This is a genomic window from Cyanobium sp. WAJ14-Wanaka, assembly GCF_024345375.1.
Lineage (GTDB): Bacteria > Cyanobacteriota > Cyanobacteriia > PCC-6307 > Cyanobiaceae > Cyanobium_A.
This window is the reverse complement of sequence record NZ_JAGQAZ010000003.1, coordinates 62,216-84,256: the sequence shown is the minus strand read 5'-3', so window position 1 is coordinate 84,256 and position 22,041 is coordinate 62,216. Positions and strand designations below refer to the sequence as shown.

The 22,041-nt window shown below is 56.8% G+C and carries 28 protein-coding genes and 1 tRNA gene; 8 read left to right on the top strand and 21 right to left on the bottom strand.

All coding sequences use genetic code 11. The features are described from left to right. Positions 1 to 2 precede the first annotated feature (2 nt). The 6 genes from KBY49_RS10405 to KBY49_RS10380 form a co-directional block, all read right to left on the bottom strand. Positions 3 to 1,145 carry an NAD(P)/FAD-dependent oxidoreductase gene (locus KBY49_RS10405; protein ID WP_254934757.1) on the bottom strand — a complete coding sequence of 381 codons (1,143 nt, stop codon included), beginning with the start codon at positions 1,143 to 1,145 and terminating at the stop codon, positions 3 to 5. After that, the gene (locus tag KBY49_RS10400; protein ID WP_254934756.1) at positions 1,146 to 1,928 is read right to left on the bottom strand and encodes a phycoerythrobilin:ferredoxin oxidoreductase; all 783 of its coding nucleotides are present in this window, start codon (positions 1,926 to 1,928) and stop codon (positions 1,146 to 1,148) included. It abuts the gene before it with no gap. Beyond that, on the bottom strand, positions 1,925 to 2,656 hold the full coding sequence (locus KBY49_RS10395; protein ID WP_254934755.1) for a 15,16-dihydrobiliverdin:ferredoxin oxidoreductase: 732 nt from the start codon (positions 2,654 to 2,656) through the stop codon (positions 1,925 to 1,927). The genes KBY49_RS10400 and KBY49_RS10395 overlap by 4 nt, the downstream gene beginning before the upstream one ends. Positions 2,657 to 2,665: 9 nt before the next feature. Beyond that, complete coding sequence (locus tag KBY49_RS10390) at positions 2,666 to 3,256, bottom strand: phycobiliprotein lyase (protein ID WP_254934754.1); 591 nt, start codon at positions 3,254 to 3,256, stop codon at positions 2,666 to 2,668. Positions 3,257 to 3,284: 28 nt separating this feature from the next. Further along, positions 3,285 to 3,998, bottom strand: a complete 714-nt coding sequence (locus KBY49_RS10385) for a heme oxygenase (biliverdin-producing) (protein WP_254934494.1) — start codon at positions 3,996 to 3,998, stop codon at positions 3,285 to 3,287. A gap of 120 nt (positions 3,999 to 4,118) precedes the next feature. Then, the gene (locus KBY49_RS10380; RefSeq protein ID WP_254934753.1) at positions 4,119 to 4,334 is read right to left on the bottom strand and encodes a hypothetical protein; all 216 of its coding nucleotides are present in this window, start codon (positions 4,332 to 4,334) and stop codon (positions 4,119 to 4,121) included. A gap of 359 nt (positions 4,335 to 4,693) precedes the next feature. Between KBY49_RS10380 and cpeB the strand changes: the two genes are divergently transcribed. From cpeB to KBY49_RS10365, 3 genes are all read left to right on the top strand, one after another. Beyond that, entirely contained in the window at positions 4,694 to 5,254 is a 561-nt protein-coding gene (gene cpeB, locus KBY49_RS10375; RefSeq protein WP_254934752.1) for a class 1 C-phycoerythrin subunit beta, read from the top strand. A gap of 53 nt (positions 5,255 to 5,307) precedes the next feature. Next, the gene (gene cpeA / locus KBY49_RS10370; RefSeq protein ID WP_254934751.1) at positions 5,308 to 5,802 is read left to right on the top strand and encodes a class 1 C-phycoerythrin subunit alpha; all 495 of its coding nucleotides are present in this window, start codon (positions 5,308 to 5,310) and stop codon (positions 5,800 to 5,802) included. 66 nt (positions 5,803 to 5,868) lie between these two features. Continuing rightward, a complete protein-coding gene (locus KBY49_RS10365) occupies positions 5,869 to 6,516 on the top strand; it encodes a HEAT repeat domain-containing protein (RefSeq protein ID WP_254934750.1) in 648 nt (215 codons plus the stop codon). On the opposite strand, the gene KBY49_RS10360 is transcribed toward KBY49_RS10365, so the two are convergent. After that, a complete protein-coding gene (locus KBY49_RS10360; RefSeq protein ID WP_254934749.1) occupies positions 6,483 to 7,409 on the bottom strand; it encodes a HEAT repeat domain-containing protein in 927 nt (308 codons plus the stop codon). The genes KBY49_RS10365 and KBY49_RS10360 overlap by 34 nt on opposite strands. Before the next feature lie 93 nt (positions 7,410 to 7,502). Between KBY49_RS10360 and KBY49_RS10355 the strand changes: the two genes are divergently transcribed. Both KBY49_RS10355 and KBY49_RS10350 read left to right on the top strand, forming a co-directional pair. Beyond that, positions 7,503 to 7,943 (top strand): DUF2656 family protein, encoded by a 441-nt coding sequence (locus KBY49_RS10355; protein WP_254934748.1) that lies wholly within the window; start codon positions 7,503 to 7,505, stop codon positions 7,941 to 7,943. Between the two features lie 341 nt (positions 7,944 to 8,284). Then, positions 8,285 to 9,727, top strand: coding sequence for a HEAT repeat domain-containing protein (locus tag KBY49_RS10350; RefSeq protein ID WP_254934747.1), 1,443 nt, complete (start codon positions 8,285 to 8,287; stop codon positions 9,725 to 9,727). A gap of 293 nt (positions 9,728 to 10,020) precedes the next feature. Here the strand turns inward: KBY49_RS10350 and KBY49_RS10340 are convergent, their stop codons facing one another. From KBY49_RS10340 to KBY49_RS10300, 9 genes are all read right to left on the bottom strand, one after another. Beyond that, positions 10,021 to 10,650: a chromophore lyase CpcT/CpeT gene (locus KBY49_RS10340; RefSeq protein WP_254934745.1), complete on the bottom strand. Its 630-nt coding sequence runs from the start codon at positions 10,648 to 10,650 to the stop codon at positions 10,021 to 10,023. Then, positions 10,650 to 11,186, bottom strand: coding sequence for a phycobiliprotein lyase (locus tag KBY49_RS10335; RefSeq protein WP_254934744.1), 537 nt, complete (start codon positions 11,184 to 11,186; stop codon positions 10,650 to 10,652). Before KBY49_RS10335 ends, KBY49_RS10340 begins: the two co-directional genes overlap by 1 nt. A gap of 185 nt (positions 11,187 to 11,371) precedes the next feature. Further along, on the bottom strand, positions 11,372 to 12,118 hold the full coding sequence (locus KBY49_RS10330; RefSeq protein ID WP_254934868.1) for a phycobilisome rod-core linker polypeptide: 747 nt from the start codon (positions 12,116 to 12,118) through the stop codon (positions 11,372 to 11,374). A gap of 53 nt (positions 12,119 to 12,171) precedes the next feature. Continuing rightward, positions 12,172 to 13,698 (bottom strand): phycobilisome rod-core linker polypeptide, encoded by a 1,527-nt coding sequence (locus KBY49_RS10325; protein ID WP_254934743.1) that lies wholly within the window; start codon positions 13,696 to 13,698, stop codon positions 12,172 to 12,174. A 57-nt stretch (positions 13,699 to 13,755) separates the two neighbouring features. Next, positions 13,756 to 14,631 carry a phycobilisome linker polypeptide gene (locus tag KBY49_RS10320; RefSeq protein ID WP_254934742.1) on the bottom strand — a complete coding sequence of 292 codons (876 nt, stop codon included), beginning with the start codon at positions 14,629 to 14,631 and terminating at the stop codon, positions 13,756 to 13,758. A 72-nt stretch (positions 14,632 to 14,703) separates the two neighbouring features. Further along, positions 14,704 to 15,378 (bottom strand): pentapeptide repeat-containing protein, encoded by a 675-nt coding sequence (locus KBY49_RS10315; protein ID WP_254934741.1) that lies wholly within the window; start codon positions 15,376 to 15,378, stop codon positions 14,704 to 14,706. A 1-nt stretch (position 15,379) separates the two neighbouring features. Beyond that, positions 15,380 to 15,847 carry a hypothetical protein gene (locus tag KBY49_RS10310; RefSeq protein ID WP_254934740.1) on the bottom strand — a complete coding sequence of 156 codons (468 nt, stop codon included), beginning with the start codon at positions 15,845 to 15,847 and terminating at the stop codon, positions 15,380 to 15,382. A 100-nt stretch (positions 15,848 to 15,947) separates the two neighbouring features. Beyond that, positions 15,948 to 16,436: a phycocyanin subunit alpha gene (gene cpcA, locus KBY49_RS10305; protein ID WP_254934739.1), complete on the bottom strand. Its 489-nt coding sequence runs from the start codon at positions 16,434 to 16,436 to the stop codon at positions 15,948 to 15,950. Between the two features lie 71 nt (positions 16,437 to 16,507). Continuing rightward, positions 16,508 to 17,026, bottom strand: a complete 519-nt coding sequence (locus tag KBY49_RS10300; protein ID WP_254934738.1) for a phycocyanin subunit beta — start codon at positions 17,024 to 17,026, stop codon at positions 16,508 to 16,510. 357 nt (positions 17,027 to 17,383) lie between these two features. On the opposite strand from KBY49_RS10300, the gene KBY49_RS10295 reads away from it, so the two are divergent. Both KBY49_RS10295 and KBY49_RS10290 read left to right on the top strand, forming a co-directional pair. Continuing rightward, on the top strand, positions 17,384 to 18,070 hold the full coding sequence (locus KBY49_RS10295) for a phycobilisome rod-core linker polypeptide (protein WP_315857024.1): 687 nt from the start codon (positions 17,384 to 17,386) through the stop codon (positions 18,068 to 18,070). Positions 18,071 to 18,155: 85 nt separating this feature from the next. Continuing rightward, positions 18,156 to 18,536: a hypothetical protein gene (locus KBY49_RS10290; RefSeq protein WP_254934736.1), complete on the top strand. Its 381-nt coding sequence runs from the start codon at positions 18,156 to 18,158 to the stop codon at positions 18,534 to 18,536. Between the two features lie 18 nt (positions 18,537 to 18,554). Here the strand turns inward: KBY49_RS10290 and KBY49_RS10285 are convergent, their stop codons facing one another. The 5 genes from KBY49_RS10285 to KBY49_RS10265 form a co-directional block, all read right to left on the bottom strand. Continuing rightward, the gene (locus KBY49_RS10285; RefSeq protein WP_254934735.1) at positions 18,555 to 19,166 is read right to left on the bottom strand and encodes a chromophore lyase CpcT/CpeT; all 612 of its coding nucleotides are present in this window, start codon (positions 19,164 to 19,166) and stop codon (positions 18,555 to 18,557) included. Positions 19,167 to 19,174: 8 nt separating this feature from the next. Further along, positions 19,175 to 19,417 (bottom strand): hypothetical protein, encoded by a 243-nt coding sequence (locus KBY49_RS10280; RefSeq protein WP_254934734.1) that lies wholly within the window; start codon positions 19,415 to 19,417, stop codon positions 19,175 to 19,177. A 44-nt stretch (positions 19,418 to 19,461) separates the two neighbouring features. Next, positions 19,462 to 19,534, bottom strand: a tRNA-Phe gene (locus KBY49_RS10275). A gap of 30 nt (positions 19,535 to 19,564) precedes the next feature. Then, positions 19,565 to 20,263 (bottom strand): ComF family protein, encoded by a 699-nt coding sequence (locus KBY49_RS10270; RefSeq protein ID WP_254934733.1) that lies wholly within the window; start codon positions 20,261 to 20,263, stop codon positions 19,565 to 19,567. 34 nt (positions 20,264 to 20,297) lie between these two features. Continuing rightward, positions 20,298 to 20,579, bottom strand: coding sequence for a DUF2470 domain-containing protein (locus KBY49_RS10265; RefSeq protein WP_254934732.1), 282 nt, complete (start codon positions 20,577 to 20,579; stop codon positions 20,298 to 20,300). A gap of 221 nt (positions 20,580 to 20,800) precedes the next feature. Here KBY49_RS10265 and KBY49_RS10260 point away from each other — a divergent pair, with 221 nt between their 5' ends. After that, on the top strand, positions 20,801 to 22,018 hold the full coding sequence (locus tag KBY49_RS10260) for an extracellular solute-binding protein (protein ID WP_315857025.1): 1,218 nt from the start codon (positions 20,801 to 20,803) through the stop codon (positions 22,016 to 22,018). The last annotated feature ends 23 nt before the right edge of the window (positions 22,019 to 22,041 follow it).

Sequence of the window (22,041 nt, the reverse complement as noted above, 5' to 3'; positions counted from 1 at the left end):
TCTCATGGTGCAGAGCTGGGAGCTTGATGCTGACTTTGCGGCCTACGGCTGCGGCCAACCCGATTGCTCACTTCTCTACTTTGATTCTGGTATTTGTGAACCACTGGCAGTCGCTCTGTCTGGTACGCACCTAAGGCGGCGCAGGGGTCTGTGGGAAAAGATGCCAGGGCCCTGGCCATCACCAGGGCATCCTCAAGCCCCGCTGTCATGCCCCGGGCCTGGGAGGAGCTCATTGCGTGGGCGGCATCGCCGATCAGGCCAATCCTGCCAATGGCTAGGCGCGGCAGGGGGTCGAGGTCGAACGACCAATTGGCGATCACCCGGGTTGCCGGGGTGCTGGCGATCAGGTCAGCAGCATCGGCTGCAAGTTTTGCCAGGGCCCCAGGGGGAACTGGTTCCTGCAGAAGTCGGCGTTGCTCACTGCGCTCTGCTGGCAGGTCTTCTTCGTTGAAAAAACCCCAATGGGTTTGGGCTATGCCCTGTTCATCGCGGCCCAGGTCGAAAAAGTTGGCGTAGATGCCACGGCCCCTTGCATAGACAAAGAAATCGCCGTTGGTGCAGAAGTGGTCGTCGGCGACCACACCACGCCACACCCGATCACCCAGGTAATTGAGGTGCCTTTCCGGTGCCACCACCATGGCCACCTGCGAAAAAATGCCGTCGGCGCCGATCAGCAAATCCCCCTGCCAGCTACGGCCATCGCTGAATTCCACGCTCACACCTGTTTCATCCTGATGGCAATTGGCCACGGCACAATTTCCATGGAAGAGGTCAGGGTCGACCTCTTGCCAGAGGGTCTTCAAAATGGCGCTGCGATGAATCAAAAGGCCGGGTGGCTCTCCTGGACGCTGCTCGGCTGGAGAGGAGTTGATTGACCTCCCCACCAGGTTGCGTATGTGGAAGGTCTGTACCTTTTGACCCGCGGCTATCAGGTTTTCGACAAGGCCCGGCACACCCGCCTCCAGCACCGCCTGCACCCCGGCAGCCACCAGCAAAATCCCGCAACCCTCGGCGCGGGGCGCAGAGCTCCGCTCAAACAGGCTTACCCGATGGCCCTGGCGTTGGAGCATCAGGGTTAGTAGCAGGCCTGAAGTGCCCGCACCGACGATGGCAATTCGCAGCATCGGGCCATTTGGTGATGCCATTTAAAGGTCGAACAGCACTCCGTGGATGTAGGCCTCGGTCCATTCCGAGCCGTAGAAGCGACTGAGCATGCCCCGGGCGGGATCCTTCTCTGCCCGGTACGCGGTGTAGCGGTGCTGGCCGGCCAAAAGTTGTTGCCGGCGCTCCCCATCCACCGGGTTGGCCTCTGCCACCAGCTGCAGATAGAGCTCCAGGTAGGCCTTGAAGGCAGGAAAGACCACCGATTGGATCAGCCCATCGCCTTCCTCCCCATGGGGAATCCGGGTCCAGAGAAAGCCAGGGGAGAAGTAGGGCTCCGCCTCAGGGGGGATGGGCCCACCATCGGGCAGGCGATGTTGCCATTGCTCCCAGATCGGCAGCAGGCGCTCCCAAACCTTCTCGGTGTGAACAGCATCGGTCTTGATCGCTGGTTGGAGATCAAGGGCGATCAGATGACCCGATGGCAGGGTGACCAGATCGGCTCCAAAGAAGGGCAGATCGAAGTTGCAGGAAGGATTGATTACGAAATTGAGCACCGATGCCGCAGCACCCGCCTGCACGCAGGCCGCCCGCACCTGGCGCAGTTTCTCCGTGCTGCAGGCCCAAGTTGCGGTGCTGACAGCAATGGGCTGGGCCTTGGAGCCGGTGCTCCCGTCACGGCTGAGGAATTGGGAGTCGACCGGGTAGGCAACGGGTTCCAGGTTCTTGAGGGATGCCACCGCATGATCCAAAAAGACAGCCCAGCGCCAACCCTTCAGGTCAACAGGGTCGAGGCTGGAGCTTCTGGCCATGGGGGTGGTGGTCATGGGGAGACATCGTGGGTTGGGAGGGGTTCGAGAAGGCTCCCGGGGAAAAGGAACTCTTGCAGGAATCGATCTGACCAGGCCTTGCCGAAATGGCTAGTGAACAGACCATGGGCGGGATCCCTTTCGGCGCTGTATTGGTCGTAGACGGTCTGCAAGCGAGCCACCTCCGTGGGCTCCAGGCCCACTGCCTTTTGGGGGGCATTGTGCAGGGCCCAGTAGGCCTTGAGGAAGGCAGTGAAAGCCGTAGGCAGGGAGCCTTCTGCCTGCTGCTTATCGCCTCTGCAGAAAAGTAACCAGGGGGAGAAATACTGGTGGGGGTCGTAGGAACGCATGGCCTCCTCCCCACTGAGCTCAGGGAACTGCTCTTGCAGCTGGCGCAGACCTTCCAGGTGCTGCTCCAGATATTGCGGGGTCTGCAATAGGGGCTGGAAGTCGAGTACGGCCACCAGTTTTTGACGGGCTCCGAACCAGAGCAGATCGATACCCATGAGCGGTTGATCGCGGTCGTAGTCGGGATAGGCCACGGAGTTGAGCACCTGGAGGCTCTCACCGGCATCCAACCGGGTGACCCGCCACCTCCTAATGCCCGGCAACTGCCAGAGCCAGCTCTTGATCACGCTGGTGCCCTTGGCGGAATGGCATTCCCCTAGCCCTTCTGGGATTTCCAGGGGTTGGCCGCCGCTTGCCTGGATCCCCGCGTGGAGTTCGTTGAGAAAATCGTCGAACATTCGGGGTTTTTAGCCTGGGGTGGATGGTTGCTGGCTGGCAGCGGGGAATCGGCTTTGGGCCTCTGCCCTGATCGCCTCCAGATCGCCGCCACTGGGGCAGCGAAGCTCGGTGCAATAGGTGGTCATGCTGACGCCATTAAGAAACTGCACGCTGCTGACCCGAATCCTCACGTCATTCGTGACGAACCAACAGCGTTCAATGCCGATGTTCGTGTCATAGCGGGTCGTGATCGTGAGCAGGCCGTCTTCGGCAAATACATAGGTGCTAACGACCGGTTGTTTTTCGATGTAGCCCTTGTCGCGCAATAGGAAGCCTCGGCGGGGGTTCTGAGCATCCACCACATCAACCAGCACGGCAGCTTGGTCTTCGCTGCGGCTTGCCTCCTTGAGGTTGCTTTCCCACCAAAAGCGCGCCCCCCCAGCCGCCTCACCCGCACCTACGTCCAGGCTTTCACAGACCCTCTGGACCACGGCATCAGAGGCGTCGAAGGGCTCGATGGTCAGGTTTGAATCTCCTGCCTCATCGTCTTGATGGTCTAGGTGGTGAACGGCGCGGCGGGTTAGCCAGGTGCCGGCGCTGGCGGCCAAGAAAGCCGCCATGGTTAGGGGTGGTGTGCTGAGCATCGATTCAGGCGGGCACGGCCTCAGTGCTGCCGGAGCGCTGACGGCGGGTGAGGAAGCCAAATAGCACCTTGCCGATGGCGGCGATCAGGTTGCCCTCAAGCTCTTGGAACATCACCATGTTGAGGTGGAAGGCGCCATTGGCCTCTTCCACGATGCGATCGGCCATGGCCTGGTCAATCGGCAGGCCATCCAGCACGGTGCGGTAGTTGGCCTTAAAGCCCTTTTCGTCGGGGATCGAATCGAATTCGTAGAAGCGCAGGCCGTCGTGCTCACCCAGGTTCATCGCCTTCTGGGCAATGTTCTTGAGGATCTGGCCGCCGGAGAGATCACCGATGTAGCGGGTGTAGTGGTGACCCACCAAAAGCTCGGGGCTTTCTTTTGCCACCTGGTGCAGGCGAGCGACGTATTTTTGGGCACCGGGGGTGGCTGTGATCGCAGTGCGCCAGTCGGCTCCGAAATAGAAGGCGAGGTCTTGCTCGAGGCTGTCGCGGCGGTTGAGCTCAACAAACCCCACCGGACCCACCACCGGGTGGTCCTTGAGCTTGGCGAACTCCTCCTCCATGGCGGAGTAAACGAAGTAGAGGTCGGCCACCAGGGTGCGATAGCTGGCCTTATCGACCACGCCCTTGAGGAAACAGCTCACGAAGCCGGTGTTCTCCGCCATCGTGTGGGCCTTTTTGGTGCCTTCTCGCAGCTGGGAGGCAAGGGCGACAGACATGGGGGCTCGCGCCGAAGGCAGGGATGGAGAGTTCGAACTTACTGGCCTCGAACCCTGAAGCAGGCCTCCCGTTCGCAGGCCTTAAAACCCGATGGCCCCTGGCTCCCACCGTCCATATCCCTAGGGGCTTGGGGGGGCATCCCGTTGGCTAACCAGCTGGGCGAGCACCTCCTCAATGCGCTGAAGTTCAGCATGGGAAGCCAGGGTGTCGTCCACTTTCTTTTGCGGCAGCTTCAACCGCTGCCCCATGGACCTCACGTCCGAGGTCAGCCGATCCCGGTAGGTGGTGAGGGCTTCGATCGATTCAAGAAGCTCCTGGAGGCTGGGATCACTCATGGCAGTAAGAGGCCTGGGCTAGAGATTACAAATACGTCAACCGCAGACAGATACGAAGCCTTGGGTTTTTGCCAGAATATAAAGAAAATTGGAAATTGCGGGGTCCGCGTTCCTGGAGTTGCTTGGCGGCAACAGGGTTTTGGCCCCTGGCGGCCGGCTTTGGTCAAGAAATCTTGCGTGACGCTTCTGGGAGGGGATTCTTCTCGAGAGTTTCGTTATCTTCCTTGAGCTTCCAGTCCACATGGACGGCCCACTCCCAAGCCCCTGGCTAATCGCAACTGCAATTTGCATTTGCAATCAGGATGCCCAAGAGAAGGTGCGAGGCCCCCATAAAAGTCCCTAGCCCGGCATACCCCCCAATGCTCGACGCCTTTTCCCGCGCCGTTTTAAGCGCTGACGCCAAAAACGCTGCCATTGGCAGTGGTGAACTGGCCGCCCTTCGTAACTATGTCGCCGAGGGCAACAAGCGCCTCGACGCAGTTAATGCCATCACCTCAAATGCTTCCTGCATCGTTTCCGATGCTGTGACCGGCATGATTTGCGAGAACACCGGCCTGATCCAGGCAGGTGGCAACTGCTACCCCAACCGCCGCATGGCTGCTTGCCTGCGCGATGGCGAGATCGTTCTGCGCTACATCAGCTACGCCCTTCTGGCCGGTGATGCTTCCGTGCTCGACGACCGTTGCCTCAACGGCCTGAAGGAGACCTACATCGCCCTGGGCGTGCCCCTTCAGTCCACAGCCCGCGCTGTGGCGATCATGAAGGCATCCTCCACTGCCCACATCAACGAGACCAACACCACCGGCACCAATCCGGATGAGACCCGTTTCCGCAAGATGGAAACCGTTCAAGGTGATTGCTCCGCCTTGGTTGCTGAAGCCGCTTCCTACTTCGATCGTGTGAGCAGCGCTCTGTCCTGAGCGACTGAATACGACCACTTCTCACCTCTTCCAATCCAAAAAAGGAAAACACGATGAAATCCGTTGTCACCACCGTTGTGACCGCTGCTGATGCAGCCGGTCGCTTCCCCAGCCAGAACGACCTCGAAGCCGTTCAGGGCAATATCCAACGCGCCACTGCCCGTCTGGAAGCAGCTGAAAAGCTTGCCGCTGGCATGGACAAAGTGGTTCGTGAGGCCGGCGATGCCTGCTTCAAGAAGTACCCCTACCTGAAGCAGTCAGGTGAAGCTGGTAGCAACCAGATCAAGGTGGACAAGTGCTACCGCGACCTGGGCCACTACATGCGCCTCATCAACTACTGCCTGGTTGTGGGCGGCACTGGCCCCCTCGACGAGTGGGGTATTGCCGGCGCCCGTGAGGTTTACCGCACCCTCAACCTGCCTACCGCTGCCTACGTGGAAGCACTCACCTACACCCGCGATCGCGCTTGCTCACCTCGCGACATGAGCCCCCAGGCTCTGAACGAGCTCAAGAGCTACCTGGACTACGCCATCAACTCCCTCTCCTGAGGTTGTTCGATAGCTGAGTTGGGGAGGTCCTAGGACCTCCCTTTTTTTTTTGCAGACCCAGATCCGATGGCGCAATCAGCGAGTTCCACCGACCTTGACCAGCTGTTCGAGGACCTCGGCCATCCCAATCCCTATTTGCAGACAGAGGCTTTTTTGGCCATGGTCCGCAACCATGCGGATGCGGCACTCCCCCGGCTGCTGCTGCTGCTGGATCAGGAAGATGTGGTGAGGCGCCGGGCAGCGGTGCGGGCCCTTGGCGCCTTTGCGGAGCGGGCCATGGTTCCCCTGGCGCAGAAGTTTCAAGCCAGCCACGACGCCACGGTGCGGGCTAGCTGCGTAAAGGCCTATGCCCAGGTCGCCTCAAACTTCCGAGGCATACCCTTTCCACCTGAGGCAATGGCTGCCCTTGAGGCTGCCCTTGCCGACGAATCTCCAGTGGTGGCCATCGCTGCAGTGATGGCCCTTGGCCAGGTGGGGGAGCAGGCGGTGCCCCTGCTAATTCAGGTCTGCCTTGGAAAAAATGAGGCCCAGGCGGTGGCGGCAGTAAACGCGCTGGTCGGGATCGACCATCCAGATGTGGCCACATGCCTGTACCAATTGGCGGGGGCCGAATCGACGGATTCCTATGTAAGGGAGACCGTTAACTCAGCAGTTGCCCGCTTGGACGACCTGCGGGCCCGTCAGCCCGCGGCGTCCCCATCAGCTTCGGCCTGATGGCGGCGGAGCTGCAGAATCGCAAGTTGCAGAATTGGCTTTACCGATTCGCAGGTCTCTAGGGGTGCGGCCTGTTCCAGGTCAGCAATCGCTTCAACGGCCCCTAACTTCATCAAGGCAAGAGCTGTGTTCTTGCGGACCTGGGCGGAGCTGTCCGCAAGCATGGGTGTGAGCAAGGGGGCGGCCCACAGGGGCTCATGCAGCTTGCCCAGCAGGGTCGCGGCCTCCGCCCGAACCAGCTCAGCTGAATCCGCCAGGGCTTCGACCACAAGATCCCTAGCCTCTTGGTCATTGAGGGATTGGATCTGCTCGCCCAGGGCAGCTATGGCGGCGGTTCGCACTTCCGTGTGGGTTGAGCGGGCAGCCCGGCGCAGGGCATCAGGGGCTTGGGCTCCCACAAAGGCAAGCCCCCAGCTGGCCAGGCCCAGGTGCATGGTGGTGCTCTCTGGACTGGCCAATACATTGATCAGTGCCTCAACGGCGCACTCTCCGGTGGCAGCCATGGCCCCAACGGCCGATCCCTGAACAACCGGATCCGCATCGTTGAGAAGAGCTTCCAGGAGGTCGGGTATGGCGCTGGGATCGCCTATCAAAGTGAGGGTCTTGGCCGCCGCGCGACGCACTGTCACGTTTTCGTGCCTGCGTAGGGCGCGGCAGAGGGAGGGAACGGCTGCCGTGCCGACAGAACCAAGACTTTCGGCAAAGGTGAGCCTCATCAGGCCGCGGGGATCACCAAGCCCCGCCACCATTTTCTCGATCTGATTGCGATCTCCGTCAAGCCGTTCACCAGAACGGAGTTGGAGCTTTAATTCAGCGGCAAGCAAGGTGGCCTCTGACTCACTTAAGGAGACGGCCGGCACTGCTGGAGCAAGGTTGCTGGACTCGATGCTCAAGGCTGCGGGTCAGAAAGATCCATTGTCTCAGCAAGCAATCCCCAAGCCTGTTTGCCGGGATGGCCCGTAATATGAAGCCGCACTAGAGATTGCATGACCACTTTCCTCATATCCCATAATCTTCAACTCCCGAATGGATCGATTCCATCCCTTACTGCCAGTGAATTGGCAGAGGGGCTAAAAAGTCATTGCGATGGAGTCATCACTGCCGAAGCCCTTAGCCATCACCATTGGCTAGTCAGGCTCGTAGGCAAGCAAGATCCCCACGAGCTAGCCAGTCAGCTAGTTGGGGCCTGGGCTGCGCTGCGGGAAGGGGCGGGCCATGATGTGGACCATGCAATCCTGGCCCTTGGAGGCAGGAAAGATTCTCCAGCCTCTAGCGGATCGCCGCTGGATCTGGGCTCATGGGGAGTCGATGTCGTTGAGACAATGGACCCGAAGGGTTTCCTAGAGGCGATTAATTGGCAGGCCCTTAAGGCAGCTCGACCAGCCGATGGTGTTTTCGAGGTGGAGAGGCTGCCCGCCCAAGGTTAACTATAAATTCAAGGGCTCAGATTCTGGCTGATTTAGCTGCGGGCCCTTCTCGTGGTTGTGCGCTTGCGTGGGGCTGGCTGAGACTCCCCATCCCCAGTGCCCATGCCTTCGGCAGCACTTTCGGGAGCCTCCACGATCTCATTTGAGCCGACTGATCCAACATGGGTAACAGCCGATCCCCGCTTGTGAAGATTGCCCATCATCAGGCTCAGGCTTGAAAATGGAACCCTTAATAATCTGCTGGTGGGTAGTTTAGATGCATTGGCATCATTTACCCTGATAGCTAGTGAATCCGCAAGATAGGGTCCCATGACTTTCTCTTTCGATTAACAGGCTTCATTTTGCTTAAAAAGATTGCTTCGTGCTGTATTCGCAATATACGTTCACACCCAGTTGGGACCTGCGAATGTGATAATAGTGAAGCAGTCCCAAAGGTGGTAGTTCTGGCGGATTCGGGCCGCTTTGCAAATATCCACCCTGGCCTCAGCCATGGGGAGGCTTTGCGCATTCTTAGTTTGCCTGTGGAGCAGCTCGATTCGAGCAGTGATCTCTATATGGCTGCTTCCCATCTGATCAATTTCCCTGGCCAGCCTTCGGAGCGGGCACTGCTTGAGCTGCTTGGCAACAGCGATAGCCGCCAGGCGGTACGGCTTGCCAAGCGCAAGGCCGTGGAGGTTTTGGCACGGCTGGGATGTGGTGCTGCCCAAGAAATTATTGGCGATTGCCTACTCAGTGAGGATCACTATTTAGTTGAAAATGCTGCTTGGGCCTTGCAGCAATTGGAGTGCAGGGATGGCGCATTGCACCAGCGGATGGTTGCCCTATTGGCAGATCCAGCTCAGAATCGGAGGGTGCTAATTCAGAGCCTGGCTGGCCTTGGTGTGAGCCAGGCTCTACCGATGATCCAGCAACTCCAGGATGATCAGAACCCCGGAGTAAGCGGAGCAGCCCTGGCGGCTGTCGCTAAATTATCAGGTTCGAGTCAAAGAATTAGTGAACTAGCAGACCATTTCTTCCTGCCCAATCAGATGGATCGGCAGTCTGCTATCCAGGATGCAATTGATGCTTCCGCATCCGAACTGCTTCCCCAAATACTTAGGTCTCCCGTATCTCCAGTTTTTCGGATGAGGGCCCTAGGTTTACTCTGGCAGGCCCATAATTTGGAAGATTCTGGATTGTCGCTTGTGGGAAGTGTGGAATCCTTGTTGTGGGATTCCCCTGCCAACCTAGATCTTGTGCATCGCTACGACGAGGTTCCAGATAATCTTTTTCTGGTTAATGAGTTGTTTGGCACGGATTTTAGTCGATGCTATTTGGCGCTATCCCATCTTAAATTTGTCCCCAGTGACAAGCTTTGGCCCCTACTGGATCAGCGATGGCGAGAGGAGGCCTACAATGACTATGGTGCGAACTATTTTTTCCTAAAACTCTTTGGCAGTATTCAATACTGGGGAGAAGCACAGCTAATGGTGGAAGATCTTTGTGAGTCAGCCATACATAACCGTCGCCCCCAGTTTCAGAAATCCCGACCCGCTGGCATCCTTGCTCTTGTGCAGCTAAATCAAAAACGGCTGGCTAGTCTTATCCCTGATCTTATTGATGCGGAAAAGGAGTCAAATTGGGAATGTAGATATGCTGCATTGGTCGCCCAGGAGATGATGCTTAAGGCAAATGCTGGCTCCAGCGATTGCCTCTGTAGGGATCTTGGCCTTACCGGAACTGACCCCCATAGGTTTGTACAGGCTAAGAAAATATCTATGCAGTCATTGTTCGTTGATCTCTGAATAACGAGTGGTAAAGCTGCCATTGCAGGCCCAAAAGCTAACAATTTCGTTGCAGCTTGGCCGGGGCACTCGGGCGACAGCGCGAAGGATTTTGAAATTGCGGTTGTGACCCATTGGCCACAGGCCCACCTGTTTGACACTGTGGATTTCGCCGCCAAGTGACTTCAGGCAATCTTCAAAGCGGTCTATCAGATTTTGGTCCACTGTTTCGAAAATAAAATCCGTACCTTTGCAGATTAGATGTTGAGATTTAATCCATGAACGCAGCAGTTCCTCTGGGCTTTTTATTGGCATTAGCTGGCTGTTGATTCCCTCTGTTCTTCCTTAAACCATTCAGCATCAAGATGATCCGCATAGCGGTCCATACGTGTAAATTGGAGTGCTCCATTTTCAGAACCCCAACAATATTCGTGAGAGGTTGGATCGAAGCCCTGATCCCTACTACTCCAGCGGTGTTGATCGAATTCAACCTCACTTACAAGATAGGTAAGCTGACCATCCCTTGGTATCAGGCAGCTACAGCCAGGTTCCACTTCGCCTAGGTAGCCGCCAGAATTATTAGGGCGAAAATGCATCCCACAACCTGGCCGAGGTAGAAGATCTTCTTGCTTAATTGAATTAAGGAGCTTGGGAGTTGTGCCCCCGCCCGCGCATCTCATCGGCTCACGCAAGCCATAGTTGAGCATTAAAATATAGTCGGTTTTTGCAACGATTTTATGTACTCCCTGTCGGTATGGCCTCCAGGGATCGTAATCATAGCTCTGCTCTGAATATACCCAGGGCCCTCCCAGAAGCTCCTGGGGAAGGGGCCTAAAAAAGATATTAATGTGCGAAAATTTTGCAGGCTCAGCTTGGGCCTGTTCATGATTGCTGAAGTGTCCGGAGATTGTGTGCAGGAAGTGGAGCATTTTCTCGATCTCCATCAATCTGACGATATCCTCCTAATTTCCGAAGCGAATGACGTCTGTAGGACCCCAGCCCCTGAAGATGTCCTCAGAACAGACGATCTGCAGCGTACGTTCTCTGAAATGAACCAAATCCGTTCTTCTGCGACGGATTGGCCATAGGTTGTGTTGAGGATAAATGTATCATCCTCTAGAAAAAGATAGGAAGATGTGGCCGATTCTGCCTCGGCATATCCCACACTTCTTAGGAGAATACCCGTGGTATCAGTATCTGGAATGGGTATTAATATGCATGAGCCGCTGCTAACTTCGCTAGGGTCTTCTGGCTCCCAATCCGAGTCAGCCTCCCAACTCATTTTGAAGGGAGAAACTATTGACGAGGAGTCTATTGATACCTTTTCAAGGTATTCAGTGACAATGGCGTCATTTACGGCAAGGCATTCAATTTTAATTTCGCTCAGGACATCTTCAAATTGGCGAAAGGCTAGGGAGTGGGCCGATCGCATCGATTTCCAGCAGCCTTCTGAGCGACTAACGAACTTCTCAATTATCATGCAGGGAAAGTCTTTTGCCTGAAATTTGGCTGCTGTTTTCCCTGCCGGACTGCACCATATTTACCATGCTATGTATCATCATCTCAATCGCTGACCCCTGACTTTGGACTTGCCGTTGGGCAGGGGCATTGCTCCGATCGATCCGTTGTTCCATAGCACTTATATTGGTGGTTGGTAATTGGTGGCTAGCCGTTAGTAATGGATAGGATTGAACCGCCAAGCCTTTGCACACCCTGCACTGTTTTGGAGAGGCTGCTATAGGGAACATTCGACACCTGGACAGCTCTTCTGTTTAGGCCCGAAGGTGATGCCGTTGTCCAGCAAATACGATAGCGGCGGTCGTTGCGGCTAGTGCTTTCACCGCGCTTACCCTGAATATCAATATTAGGTGCATCACCTGTGGCCAGGCTTGCCTTGAGCTTGGATCCCGAGGTGCCATCAAATGTTGCCTGGCCGCCTTGCATTTTCAGGCTACGCACGTAGGTGACGTTGGCAGCGCCTGTTGATGTTTGGTTTGTGCGCCAGTAGGGCACTGTGTCGAAGCCGAAGTTTTCGATGTATTCGGCTGATGAAACGTAGCTTGCGATTTCAGCTTCATAGCCTTCGTTGGCAAGTAGCTGAACGTGGTGGCTCAACTCCGATTGATCCTGGGGGACGCGGCCCAGCAGATGCTTGAAGTTGAGTTCTACAAAGCGATAGGGGCCATTTTTATCTAAAAATAGCTTGCGGTAGGTATCGGATGTTGCGAGGGCTGAGATCAGGCCCTGCACGGTGAGGTCCCCCTGCAGAAAGAGACTCTCTGCTGTGGTTACCAGCTCTTCTTCCATCAGGTGGGCATTGCCAAATACCTGTTTGTAGGCGGAGCGCAGGATCGACTGGGCTTGGCTGAAATCTTGAATTGATGTGGTGGTCTGTCTAGTGATTGTTTGCATGTTGATCACGTTTTTTGAATTAGTTGTAGCCTTGATTTGAACCTTTAGATTTCTTAGGCTACTTCAGTAATTGAGACAATCCGGCCACCGCGGCGATGAATGTATGACAACTGGGTGGTCATGTCTTTGCCGGAAACCAAATAGCTGGCGTTGGGAGTGCGTTGGCGGCCACCAGCTGGCTGGGCTTGGACGACGATCCTGAAGCGCTTTGTGGTGGGGTCAGCAGAGCCGCTGAAGGCGCTACGGCGGTTGTTGCGAACGGTTGTAGTGCCCCAACCATTGGGGAGCATGTTTGCGCCCAGTGAGAGCACAAGGCTGGATGATGTTTGAACCGTATCGCTACTTGAATAGCCCTGGAATAGGGACAGATTCCGGTTGAAGCCGATCTGGTCACGGCCATTTTCGGTTGCTAGGCGGGCATAGGGGATTGTCTGCTCACCAAACACATCCTGGTATTCGGCACTGTCTATGTAGCTGTTGATTTCAGCCCCATAGCCCTCATTGGCCATTCTTTGAATGTGCTCACTAACTTCCTGCTGGTTGCGGGGCGAACGGCCAAGCAGATGCTTGAAGTTGAGTTCTACAAAGCGGTAGGGAGTGTTGCTTTCAAAGAAGCGGCGGCTATATTCGGCTGAATTTGCAATCGCCCTGATGAATTCACGGGTGCTCAGATTGCCTTCTACAAACTTGCTTTCGGCTGTCAAATCGCGCTCGCTTTCCATCATGTGGGGGTTGCCCATCACTTGACGATATGCGGAGCGAATTAGGCCCAGGAGTTGATCTGCAGTGTCACCATTGCAGCGCTGGAAAACTTCCTGGGTTCGCTGACCCACCCCGAAGCCGACATAGACGTCGCCGCGCAGGGGGGTGGAGTCGCCGCCATCGCTTGTCGAGCGCCTAACTGGGGCGAAGGCCCCATTCAGGGAAGATGAGCCGCCGAAGGAACCGGAGCTTTGGGTTCGGTAGACCTGGGCTGGAATTCTGATGCTGATGGGCTGGCCTTTTGCCAGGTTGCTGAGAAGCTGGCTTTTCGTGCCAACGGAGCTATCGCTGCCGGCAAAATTCTGCTCAAGGGCCGCGATGCGGTTGAAGGAGGATTGGGGGGCTCCAGTGGGGCTTCCCCAGGCGCGAATGTGGGGAACTGTGTTCTCCCCAAAGGAGTCTTCATACTCCTTGGAATTAATAAGGGAATCGATGTCAGCATCGAATCCTTCGGTGGCAATTTTGGCCACATGGGTGCTCACTTCAGCCTCGTCAACGGGAGGCCTTCCGAGTAGGTGCTTCACGCTCAGTTCAACTGAACGATGGGGCGCCACCGATTCAAAGAAGCGCGAGCGATAGAAGTCGGATTTTGCTAGGCAGCGAACAAACTCTCTGACGGTTATCGTGCCGTTGCGTAATTGTGATTCAGCCGAGGTGAGGCGCTCACTTTCCATCGGTCTGATGTTGCCGAATACATGGCGATAGCATGCATTAATTGCCAAATTTAGGGATGTTTCGTCATCCCCAAGTTTGTAGCTGGGTGCCGATTCGAGCAGAGTTGTGGCACCAAATCCGTAGGCGGCTGATTTAAGGGTCATGGCTTTGTTGGCAAGGGAGAGGCTTAGGGAAACTAAAAATATTTCTGAAGGGGGAGATTATGCTGGGGTAATACTTGCAATTACTCCGCCTTCGCGGTGAATTTGCTTGTAGGTTTGGGATAGTTGTGAGAAGGGAACGAAGTAGGTCCGGTTTGACTTTTTGTAGCGTGAGATTGGGCGGATTGTGTTTGCCCGATAGCCAGTAACTTGGACCTTGTACATCGTCCCTTCTTCCCCTGTTCCTGGAGCGAAGCGGGTTTGGGGATCCTGGAAATTTGGGGAGGGCCTGAAGCCCCAGCCCTGGGTTTCCTGGGATGAGGGGGGAACGACAGGAATGGGGCGATTCAGGTAGGCATTGCCCCCTAGCCTTGCTGCCTTCCCGGAGAGATTTCCCTTCAGGCTGCTGCTGCTGGCGCCGCGAAGTAGCTGGAGGCTCCAGGTGAACTCCTGCATGGTCATGCAGCTCTCAGTTTTCCAGCCCCGTTGATAGGGAACGGTCCACTCGCCAAAGGTATCCTGATACTCACTCGAATCAATAAAGCTATCAATGTCAGCTTCATAGCCATGGCTATCAAGTCGCTCCGCATGGCCACGCATCTCCTCAAAATCTGAGGGGGCACGACCCATTAGGTGCCGGAAGGCCAACTCGATATAGCGATATCTGGGGCAGGCGTCAAAGAAGCGTGAGCGGTATAACTCACTCTTGGCAATGCTCCGCACAAATTCACGCAGACTTAGCTCGCCAAGTTTGAACTGTGATTCGGCTACTATCTGCCTTTCGCTTTCCATTACATAGGCATTTCCGAGCACCTGGCGGTAAACGGCCCGAATGATTTGCTCCTGCTTATCGCTTGAATCACCAGGGAGCAGCTCGAGGGGATCTTCGCTGTCGAATTGCTCAACTCCCAGGAGTGAGGCTGGGCCAAATGACATGAGAATTCTTGCCTAGGGAAACCAGACTATTTTGCCTGTATCCTTGGGTTTTTTTTGTTGGCTTAACAAAGCTCAAATGTGAGAGCGGCCGAGGCTTTGGCGGGTGGTGGTTTGGGTGCGAGGGTTCCAGCAGTCAAGTTCCTGGATTGATCTGCCTAGGAGTTGGGCCCTACCTGGTTCCAGGCCTGTGGATCCCCTGAAATCTGCCCCGCGAATCGAGTCCGCCGCACTTAGGTCCGCATCCTCAAGTGATGCTGACCTGAAGTCGGTGTAGTCAAGTTGACAGCCCGAAAATCTGACCCCCTCCAGGCACGCGCCACGTAGTAGGGCATGTCGCAGATCTGCCCCGGCGAGACGGGCGCCCCTTAGGCAGCTGCCACTGAGGTCAGCCCCACTCAAATAGCAGCCCATCAGGTTGGCGCCTTGCAGATCTAGGCCCGAGAGATCCGCACTATTAAGAAAGCTGCCGCTGAGCTTTGCTCTTGGACCTACTGCTCCAGAGCTGCAGAAGTCAAAATTTTGGGGCCATTTGGTGAACTTGTCATATCGAACCAGTCGTAAATCTGCTCCTTCAAGATTGCAGTGCTCGAGGTCCGTACCTCGCATGTCCACGCGGCATAGCTTGGCACCGCCCAGATTTGCAGCGCCAAGTTTTAATCCCCTCCAGTCCGCACCCCGGCAGTCTGGATTTGCCGTTCCCTCAATCTCTGAGGGCCCCTGCAGCTCAGGGATTTTCCAGTTGTACATGTCAGTTTGCTTGTTTGATCTGATCTTGATTTGCCACCACAAGCCCCAGGCCTGCGGAGAGTATGGGTGTCGCCACCAGGTATCCGTGGCGCTCTAAATAAATAGCCCATATTGCTTTACCAGATATTCCCGGGCAATTGCAGAGAAGGCTCGATATTAATTCAGGCTTTATGCCAAGGCACTTAAGCAGATCGGTGAATTGGTCCTTGCCTTCCACCCTAAGGCTGCGTATGGCTGCTCCCACTACCCATGTCAGGACTGCTTCCTCGACTGGTCCCGTTGAGTTATTGCATGCAAGCAGTAGATTATCGCCTGTGCCTGCTATTTGTTGATATGTTGTGCCCCAAAGTTTAATGTTGGTGTCTAGGAGATTAAGGCGAAGATCTGGCTGCAATGCATCTACTTGGATGTCTTCCTGGCCTTGATAGGTACTTAGTAATGACCTCAGGTCTGAGGATGGGTCGTTCATGGGGCCAGGGTAAGGTGTGCGTATGCTTTGCAAAAATGTCCATGAAAAAGAGCTCCCTAAGGAGCTCTTTGGTGCAAATTAACCAAAAAGCTAAATGCTTTTAGATTAGGGAATTAATAGCGTAATCGATGTAGTTGTTGGCGGTGGTGCCAGGCTCGCCTGAAATGCCATGGTTTGCCTTGATGTAATTCAGGGCTTCCACGTACCAGGAGGGGGAGAGTTCAAAAGAACGGTTGATCTCATCCAGGCCGGCGATTAGGTACTCGTCCATGGGGCCGGTGCCGCCTGCCACGAGGCAGTAGGTGACCATGCGCAGGTAATAGCCGATGTCGCGGGCACACTTGGCCTTGCCACGGGCATCGGAGGCAAAATTGCTGCCTGTTTGCTGGGTGGTGTAGGGATACTTGTTGTAAACAGCTTGGGCAGCGCCGTTGACAAGTTGGTCTGCCTTAGCTGTTAGGGCCTTGGCTGCTGAGAGGGCATTGGCTGCCTTTTCATAGCGACCAAAGGCTGCATTCAACTCGGTATTGGAGAGAAAGCGACCTTGTGAATCGGCGGCTGCTACGGCTTCGGTGAGGGGGGTCTTCATTGAAGGGAAGGATTAATGTTCTTAACCAAGTGCTGGCTTGATAGGCAGCTGGGTTGCCATTCAGTTGGCGATCAGCCGACAGCTGCTGCGGCCCGATCGAAGTAGGTGCCTACCTCGGACATCAGGGCTGTGCAATCGCCAGGGGTGATGCCGTTGCGATCGTTGGCGATCGAGATGGCGGCGTCCTTCATCTTGCGGACTCCTTCTGCCACGGATGCACCGGGGACGCCGAGGGCGAGGTAGGTCTCACGCAGGCCATTCAGGCAGCGATCTTCCAGGACGGAAGCGTCGCCGGTGAAGATTGCGTAGCTGACATAGCGGAGGATGATCTCCATGTCGCGCAGGCATGCAGCCATGCGGCGACTGGTGTAGGCGTTGCCGCCGGGGGCGATCAGGGAGGGCTGCGAATCGAAGAGATTGCGGGCCGCGTTGGTGACGATGGCGGATGCGTTGGAGGTGATGCGGTTCACCGTGTCCATGCGCTTGTTGCTTTCGGCAACCATGGCGGCCAGGGCGTCTATTTGGCCGGCGTTGATGAATTCGCCACGGGCATCGGCCTGGGCAACAACCTTGGTGAAGGCGTCGAACATTTTGGGAGCTCCTTGTCTCGACGAAGAGTCGGAAGGGTGGGTAAGGGGGACTGATACCTCAAATGTCGTGGCTGACCAAGACAGGTGGGCATCAAGTGCTGAGCACCAGGCCATTTTTCAGCAAGACCAGCAGCTAGTACTGCCAGCTTTACAAAGGGTCACTGGATTTCGGCTGGGCAGGCCAGGGCTGGGCTGCATGTAATTCCTTGTAGGCTTTTGTGCCTAGAAGGAGCTTGGCTCGCATTAGCGGATAAGGTGTGCTACTCCATTTTCCCAGTGATGCCTCTCCCCCTACTAGCAGTCAAGCCGCTTACCAATAACGCTCGGGTTAGCAGCTTCCAGCTCGCAGGCGAGGAGATGACCCGCCAAAGCGCCACGGCCCTGCTTCAGGGCGACCGCGCAGCGGCCAAGGCACTGGTAGAGCAGGCCTATCGCCAGATCTATTTCCACGCCTTCAAGGTTGATCGGGACCGGGAGCTCGAATCGCAACTCTGCTCTGGTCAGATCACCACCCGGGGCTTCGTGCGCCAGTTGCTGCTGTCTGAGAAGTTCCAGAGGGATTTCTACCGTTGCAACAGCAATTATCGAGTGGTTGAGCAGGTTGTTGGCAGGGTTTTGGGTCGTCCTGTCCACGGCCAGGAGGAGAAGATCGCCTGGTCGATCGTGATTGCTAGCCAGGGCATGGCTGGTTTTGTGGATGCCCTGCTCAATTCGCAGGAATATCTTGAAAACTTCGGCGAAGACATGGTTCCTTACCAGCGTTCGCGGGTGTTGGCCGGTCAGGCAGTGGGCACCATGCCCTTCAACCAACAGGCCCCCCGTTACGAGGCCTACTGGCGCAATGCCATGGCCCGCAGGGCTCCCGCCGGCGGCGGTTCGTTTGGTCAGCCCACTGGCTGGGATCGCCCTGCCTGGCTTGCAAATCAGCCAACTCCCGCCGTGCAGCGGATTTGGCAATACACGGTTGCTACCGGTGGCTTCGCCTTGACTGGCCTAGTGCTCTGGATTGCGATCGCAATGTTGAGCACCGCCCGCCAGGGATGAGTTTTGGTGGACCTCCACCTCGGCTAACCCCCTAGCGCATTGATTCAAGGCCGATACCATCCGGCCAATCCCCGCGTCCTGGCCCATGGCTTCTGAGTTGAAGCTGGCTGATTGCACCCTGCGGCTGGCCGACCAGCTGCAGACCCTTTCCGAGGTGGCCGAGGCGCTCACCTTTCGGATGCTCGAGTTGGAGGAGCGCTTCAAGTCCCAGGAGCAGCAGCTCCAATCCCTGCAGGCTGGTGAAAGCGAGGTCTCTGGGGCCATGGCCGCCGACACCGAGCTACGCCTGGGCGATACCGAAGAACGCCTGGCCCGAATCGAGGGTCTGCTCACCGCCCCTGAATCCGTGGCCCAGCCGGAGCAGCTGGAGCAGGATCTGTTCTCCGCCCGGGAATTTGAGCAGGAGTTCCAGTCCCATTTCCAGGAGGAGGCCGAGCAGCCCTTCATGGACGAACTCTGCGCCTAGGCATCGGCCTGGTTTCGCCTAATTCCAGGCCCTCAGCCAGGTATCCGGCACCTCGCTGCCGTAGTCGGCCGTGCGGCTGAATTCAAACGGGCCAGGTAAGGAGCCCCAGAGATGCTCGTGGGTTTGGGGATCGTGGCCCCGGTCGATGGTGCGCATGCCCTGGGGATCGAGCTCCAGGCGGCTCACCAGGTAGGCAACGCTTCCCTTGCGCTCCACCAGGCAACGGCAGCCAGGTTCCACCTCGCCCATAAAGCCATCCCCTTCTTCGTTGACCAGGTAGGCACAGCCCCCTAGGTTTTTAAGATCTGCTGTACGGATTTGGTCGCGTAGGTCCTGGTCGTCTACGGCACCCCAGAAGCGTTGGTCGTCGACGAGGGCTTGGTTGTGGATGACCAGGCTGGCCGGCTGATCACCGCAGTAATTTTCCACCCGAAGTACCCGAATTCGATAGGGGGCTGCGGGATTGATGGCGTAGCTCTGCTCCAGCAACAACGACCCGGGCTCCAGCTGGGGCAGGGGCCGGAATTTCACCAAGATGTGGGCGTATAGCGGCGGATTCTCAAAGGCCTGCTCCTGGTTGCTGAAGCCCCCACTGAGCATCCGCACAAAGCGGGCTAGTTGGCTTGCCATGGGGATCCTCAGAGACCGAGCAGCCGTAACCGAAAGGTGGCTACCTGCAATGACAATTCCGGCTCACTGAGCCGAAAAGGATGCTCCTTTACCTGTTCAAGGATTAGGGCCAATTTGGTCTCCCGATCCAGGCCGTGCCCGGGCTGCCTCTCCCCGTGGCGCTGCCAGGCCTCATCAAAGGCCTGGGCGAAGCTGTCGGCATTGTTGAAAATCTGAGCCTGCTGACTGCCGAGGGAAGGTGGCTGTCGCATTACTGGAGGGGCAGGGGCATCGGATTGGCCGGAACTTAAGCAAATGCCAGGACGCAGATTTGAACTGCGGACACGGCGATTTTCAGTCGCCTGCTCTACCAACTGAGCTATCCCGGCCCGTCGCCTGGGCGACTTAATCATCTTAAATCACCGACCTCTTACACCTGCAGCAGCTCCCCGGGCCGGAGTGCGTGCCAGGCAGGCGGCCCCCAACACCCTCCAACCCTTCTGCTCCAAGCAGGCGGCGGCGGCGCAGAGGGTGGCCCCGGTGGTGAGGATGTCGTCGATTAGCAGGATTGGCGGCCGCGGGCCCAATCGCTGCTGGGGTGGCTCCTGGCAACAGAAGCCGTCCGCCTGGTTGCTCCAGCGTTGCTGGCGGCCCAGGTGGTGCTGGCCCAGGACCGGCCTGCTGCGTTTGAGCAGGGCCGACTGGCGCCAACCCAGGCTTGCTCCCAGCCGCTGGGCCAGGTGGCCAGGCAGGGGATTGGCGTGGCGTTTCCAGCTCGGAATCGGCACCAGCAGGCCACCTTTGCCCGGGCGATGCAGCCTCAGCAGGTGATCCTCCAGGGCCCTAGCCAGCTGGGGCAGGGCCGCCTCCAGCAGGGGATCCAGTAGGTCGAGGCGCTGCTCGCATTTGGCTTGCTTGCGCCAGAAAAGTAGCTGCCGCCTCAGCTCCCCGCCGTAGCTGCCCGCAGCCCACCAGGTAAGGGGCGTGCTGCCTTTGAGGGCCTCCTCCGGTAGTTCCAGGTTGGGCCTGGGGGCTCGGGCGGCGCTGGGTTTGGGGTTTGGAGTTGCTAGCCACTCCAGGGGCATCCAGCCCAACAGGGCTGAAAGGTTCGCGGCCATTGGCGCTTGAGCGCTGCTAGCCCAGGCTTCCCACCTACTTGGGCAGGGAGCGGAGCATGGCCACCAGGGTGCGATGGGCGTCTTCGCTATCGCTGAGCGGGTGGTCGAAGCCCACAGCGACGGAATTGCCATCCACCTCCAGTTCCATGGCCTCCGGGGTGATGGCGACCATCCGGGCCGTTTGTGCCCCTTCGATGCCGGCGTAGTGGCGGGCGTAGGCGAGTACGGCAGCGGCGTGATCGTCATTCATGTGCAGACAGATCCGGTCGCTTACGGCTGGGGTGAGCGGGTCAGGTTGCTTTGGGGCGGTGTCCATGGCTGGCTTCCTTAGGCGGAGTAAGAGTTTTGATGATTCTGGGGTCAGCCGGAGTTAAAGCGCTGCCACAGCAAAAGGCCAAGCCGAATTCCACTGAAACCCACATAGCCGGCCAGAACCAGAAAAAGGCCCATGGAAATCACCGTTCGCAGCCGCTCACCCATGGTTGGTTCATTTCAATCTGGGCCCTATCTTGACGGTTCCCAAGCCGATGGTTGTCGGTGCCTGCAGCCAGATTTCGACTGCCCTTGGCGGCATGCCCACTATTGGGCCTGCTGCTGGCTGGCTGTGGTTCCCCCAGCTCATTAGTAGGGGCCAACACCATTTCGGTGCTGGTGGAGCAGAGGGACCAACTGGATCCCCAGGACAGGGCCATATCCCGCCAGGGGCTACTCAAGGGAATCGCTGACTTTCGCAGCTTTAACCCCAATGTGCAGGTTAAGCTGTCAAAGGTAAGTAGCGCCCAGCTAGATAACAGGCTGCAGGATTTATATGCCCGTGGTTTGCTGCCAGATCTGATGATTTTGCAGACATCCACAGGCGGGACCAGCCTCCTGACTTTTAGGCAAAAAAATTATATTCGCGCCGTAACGCTCACTAGCAATGAGCGCCGAGAATGGCGATCCAAGCTCCTAAAGCCCTTCGAGGTTGCTAATGGATACTTGGCACTGCCAATTTTTGCCTACCCAAATTTAGCCTGCTTTGACACCGATAAGCTGGCCCGCTCCCCCCGAAGCTTTGATGGGCTAATCAAGCTGGGCAGCTCCAATGTTTCGATGGGAATGGATGCCGATTTTAGACAACTTCTCTGGCTTTTGTCTGGATTCGGTAACCATGCTTTTGTAGAGGGGAAAGGGACCAGTAGGCCCGGCTCTGTTCGGGCATTTTTGGAGTGGATTCGGCTTGCGAGCTCCCAGCCCGGCATTAGTTTTGTGGAAGATAAAAATATATTGCACAATGGCCTAATTAAGGGCAATTTCGCCTGGATACCTTGCCAAAGCCGCTCCTTGCCTAGCTTGAAAAAAGCCCTGGGATCCCGCCTTGGGGTGGGGGTTATGCCGACTGGGCCAGATGTTTCTCCGGCGCCTGGGCTGAATCTGAGTATCTGGGCCTTTGGGAGTCAGTCGAGCGCTCGCCAGCAGTACCTGGCCAAGGATCTAGCCCTGTTTGGCGTAAATGCAATCCAGCAACGCAACTTGGCTTTGCAAATGGGAACCATATTGCCCGTAAATCCCTATGCATCTCTGCCATCTAAGGCCTATACGGGCTTGCGGGTTATTGAGCAGTCTTCCACAACTGAAGTGCCCTTGAGCATGGCCAGCCAAGAGAGATTGGCCCGGGTGGCGCCCGAGCTGCAAAAGTTGCTTGGTCAGGTTATTAGTGGTTACAGTTTGCCGGCTGAGGTGGCCCCGCAATTCGAGGAGTTGCTCAAGCCATGAATGATCTGCTGATTGTCTTAGAC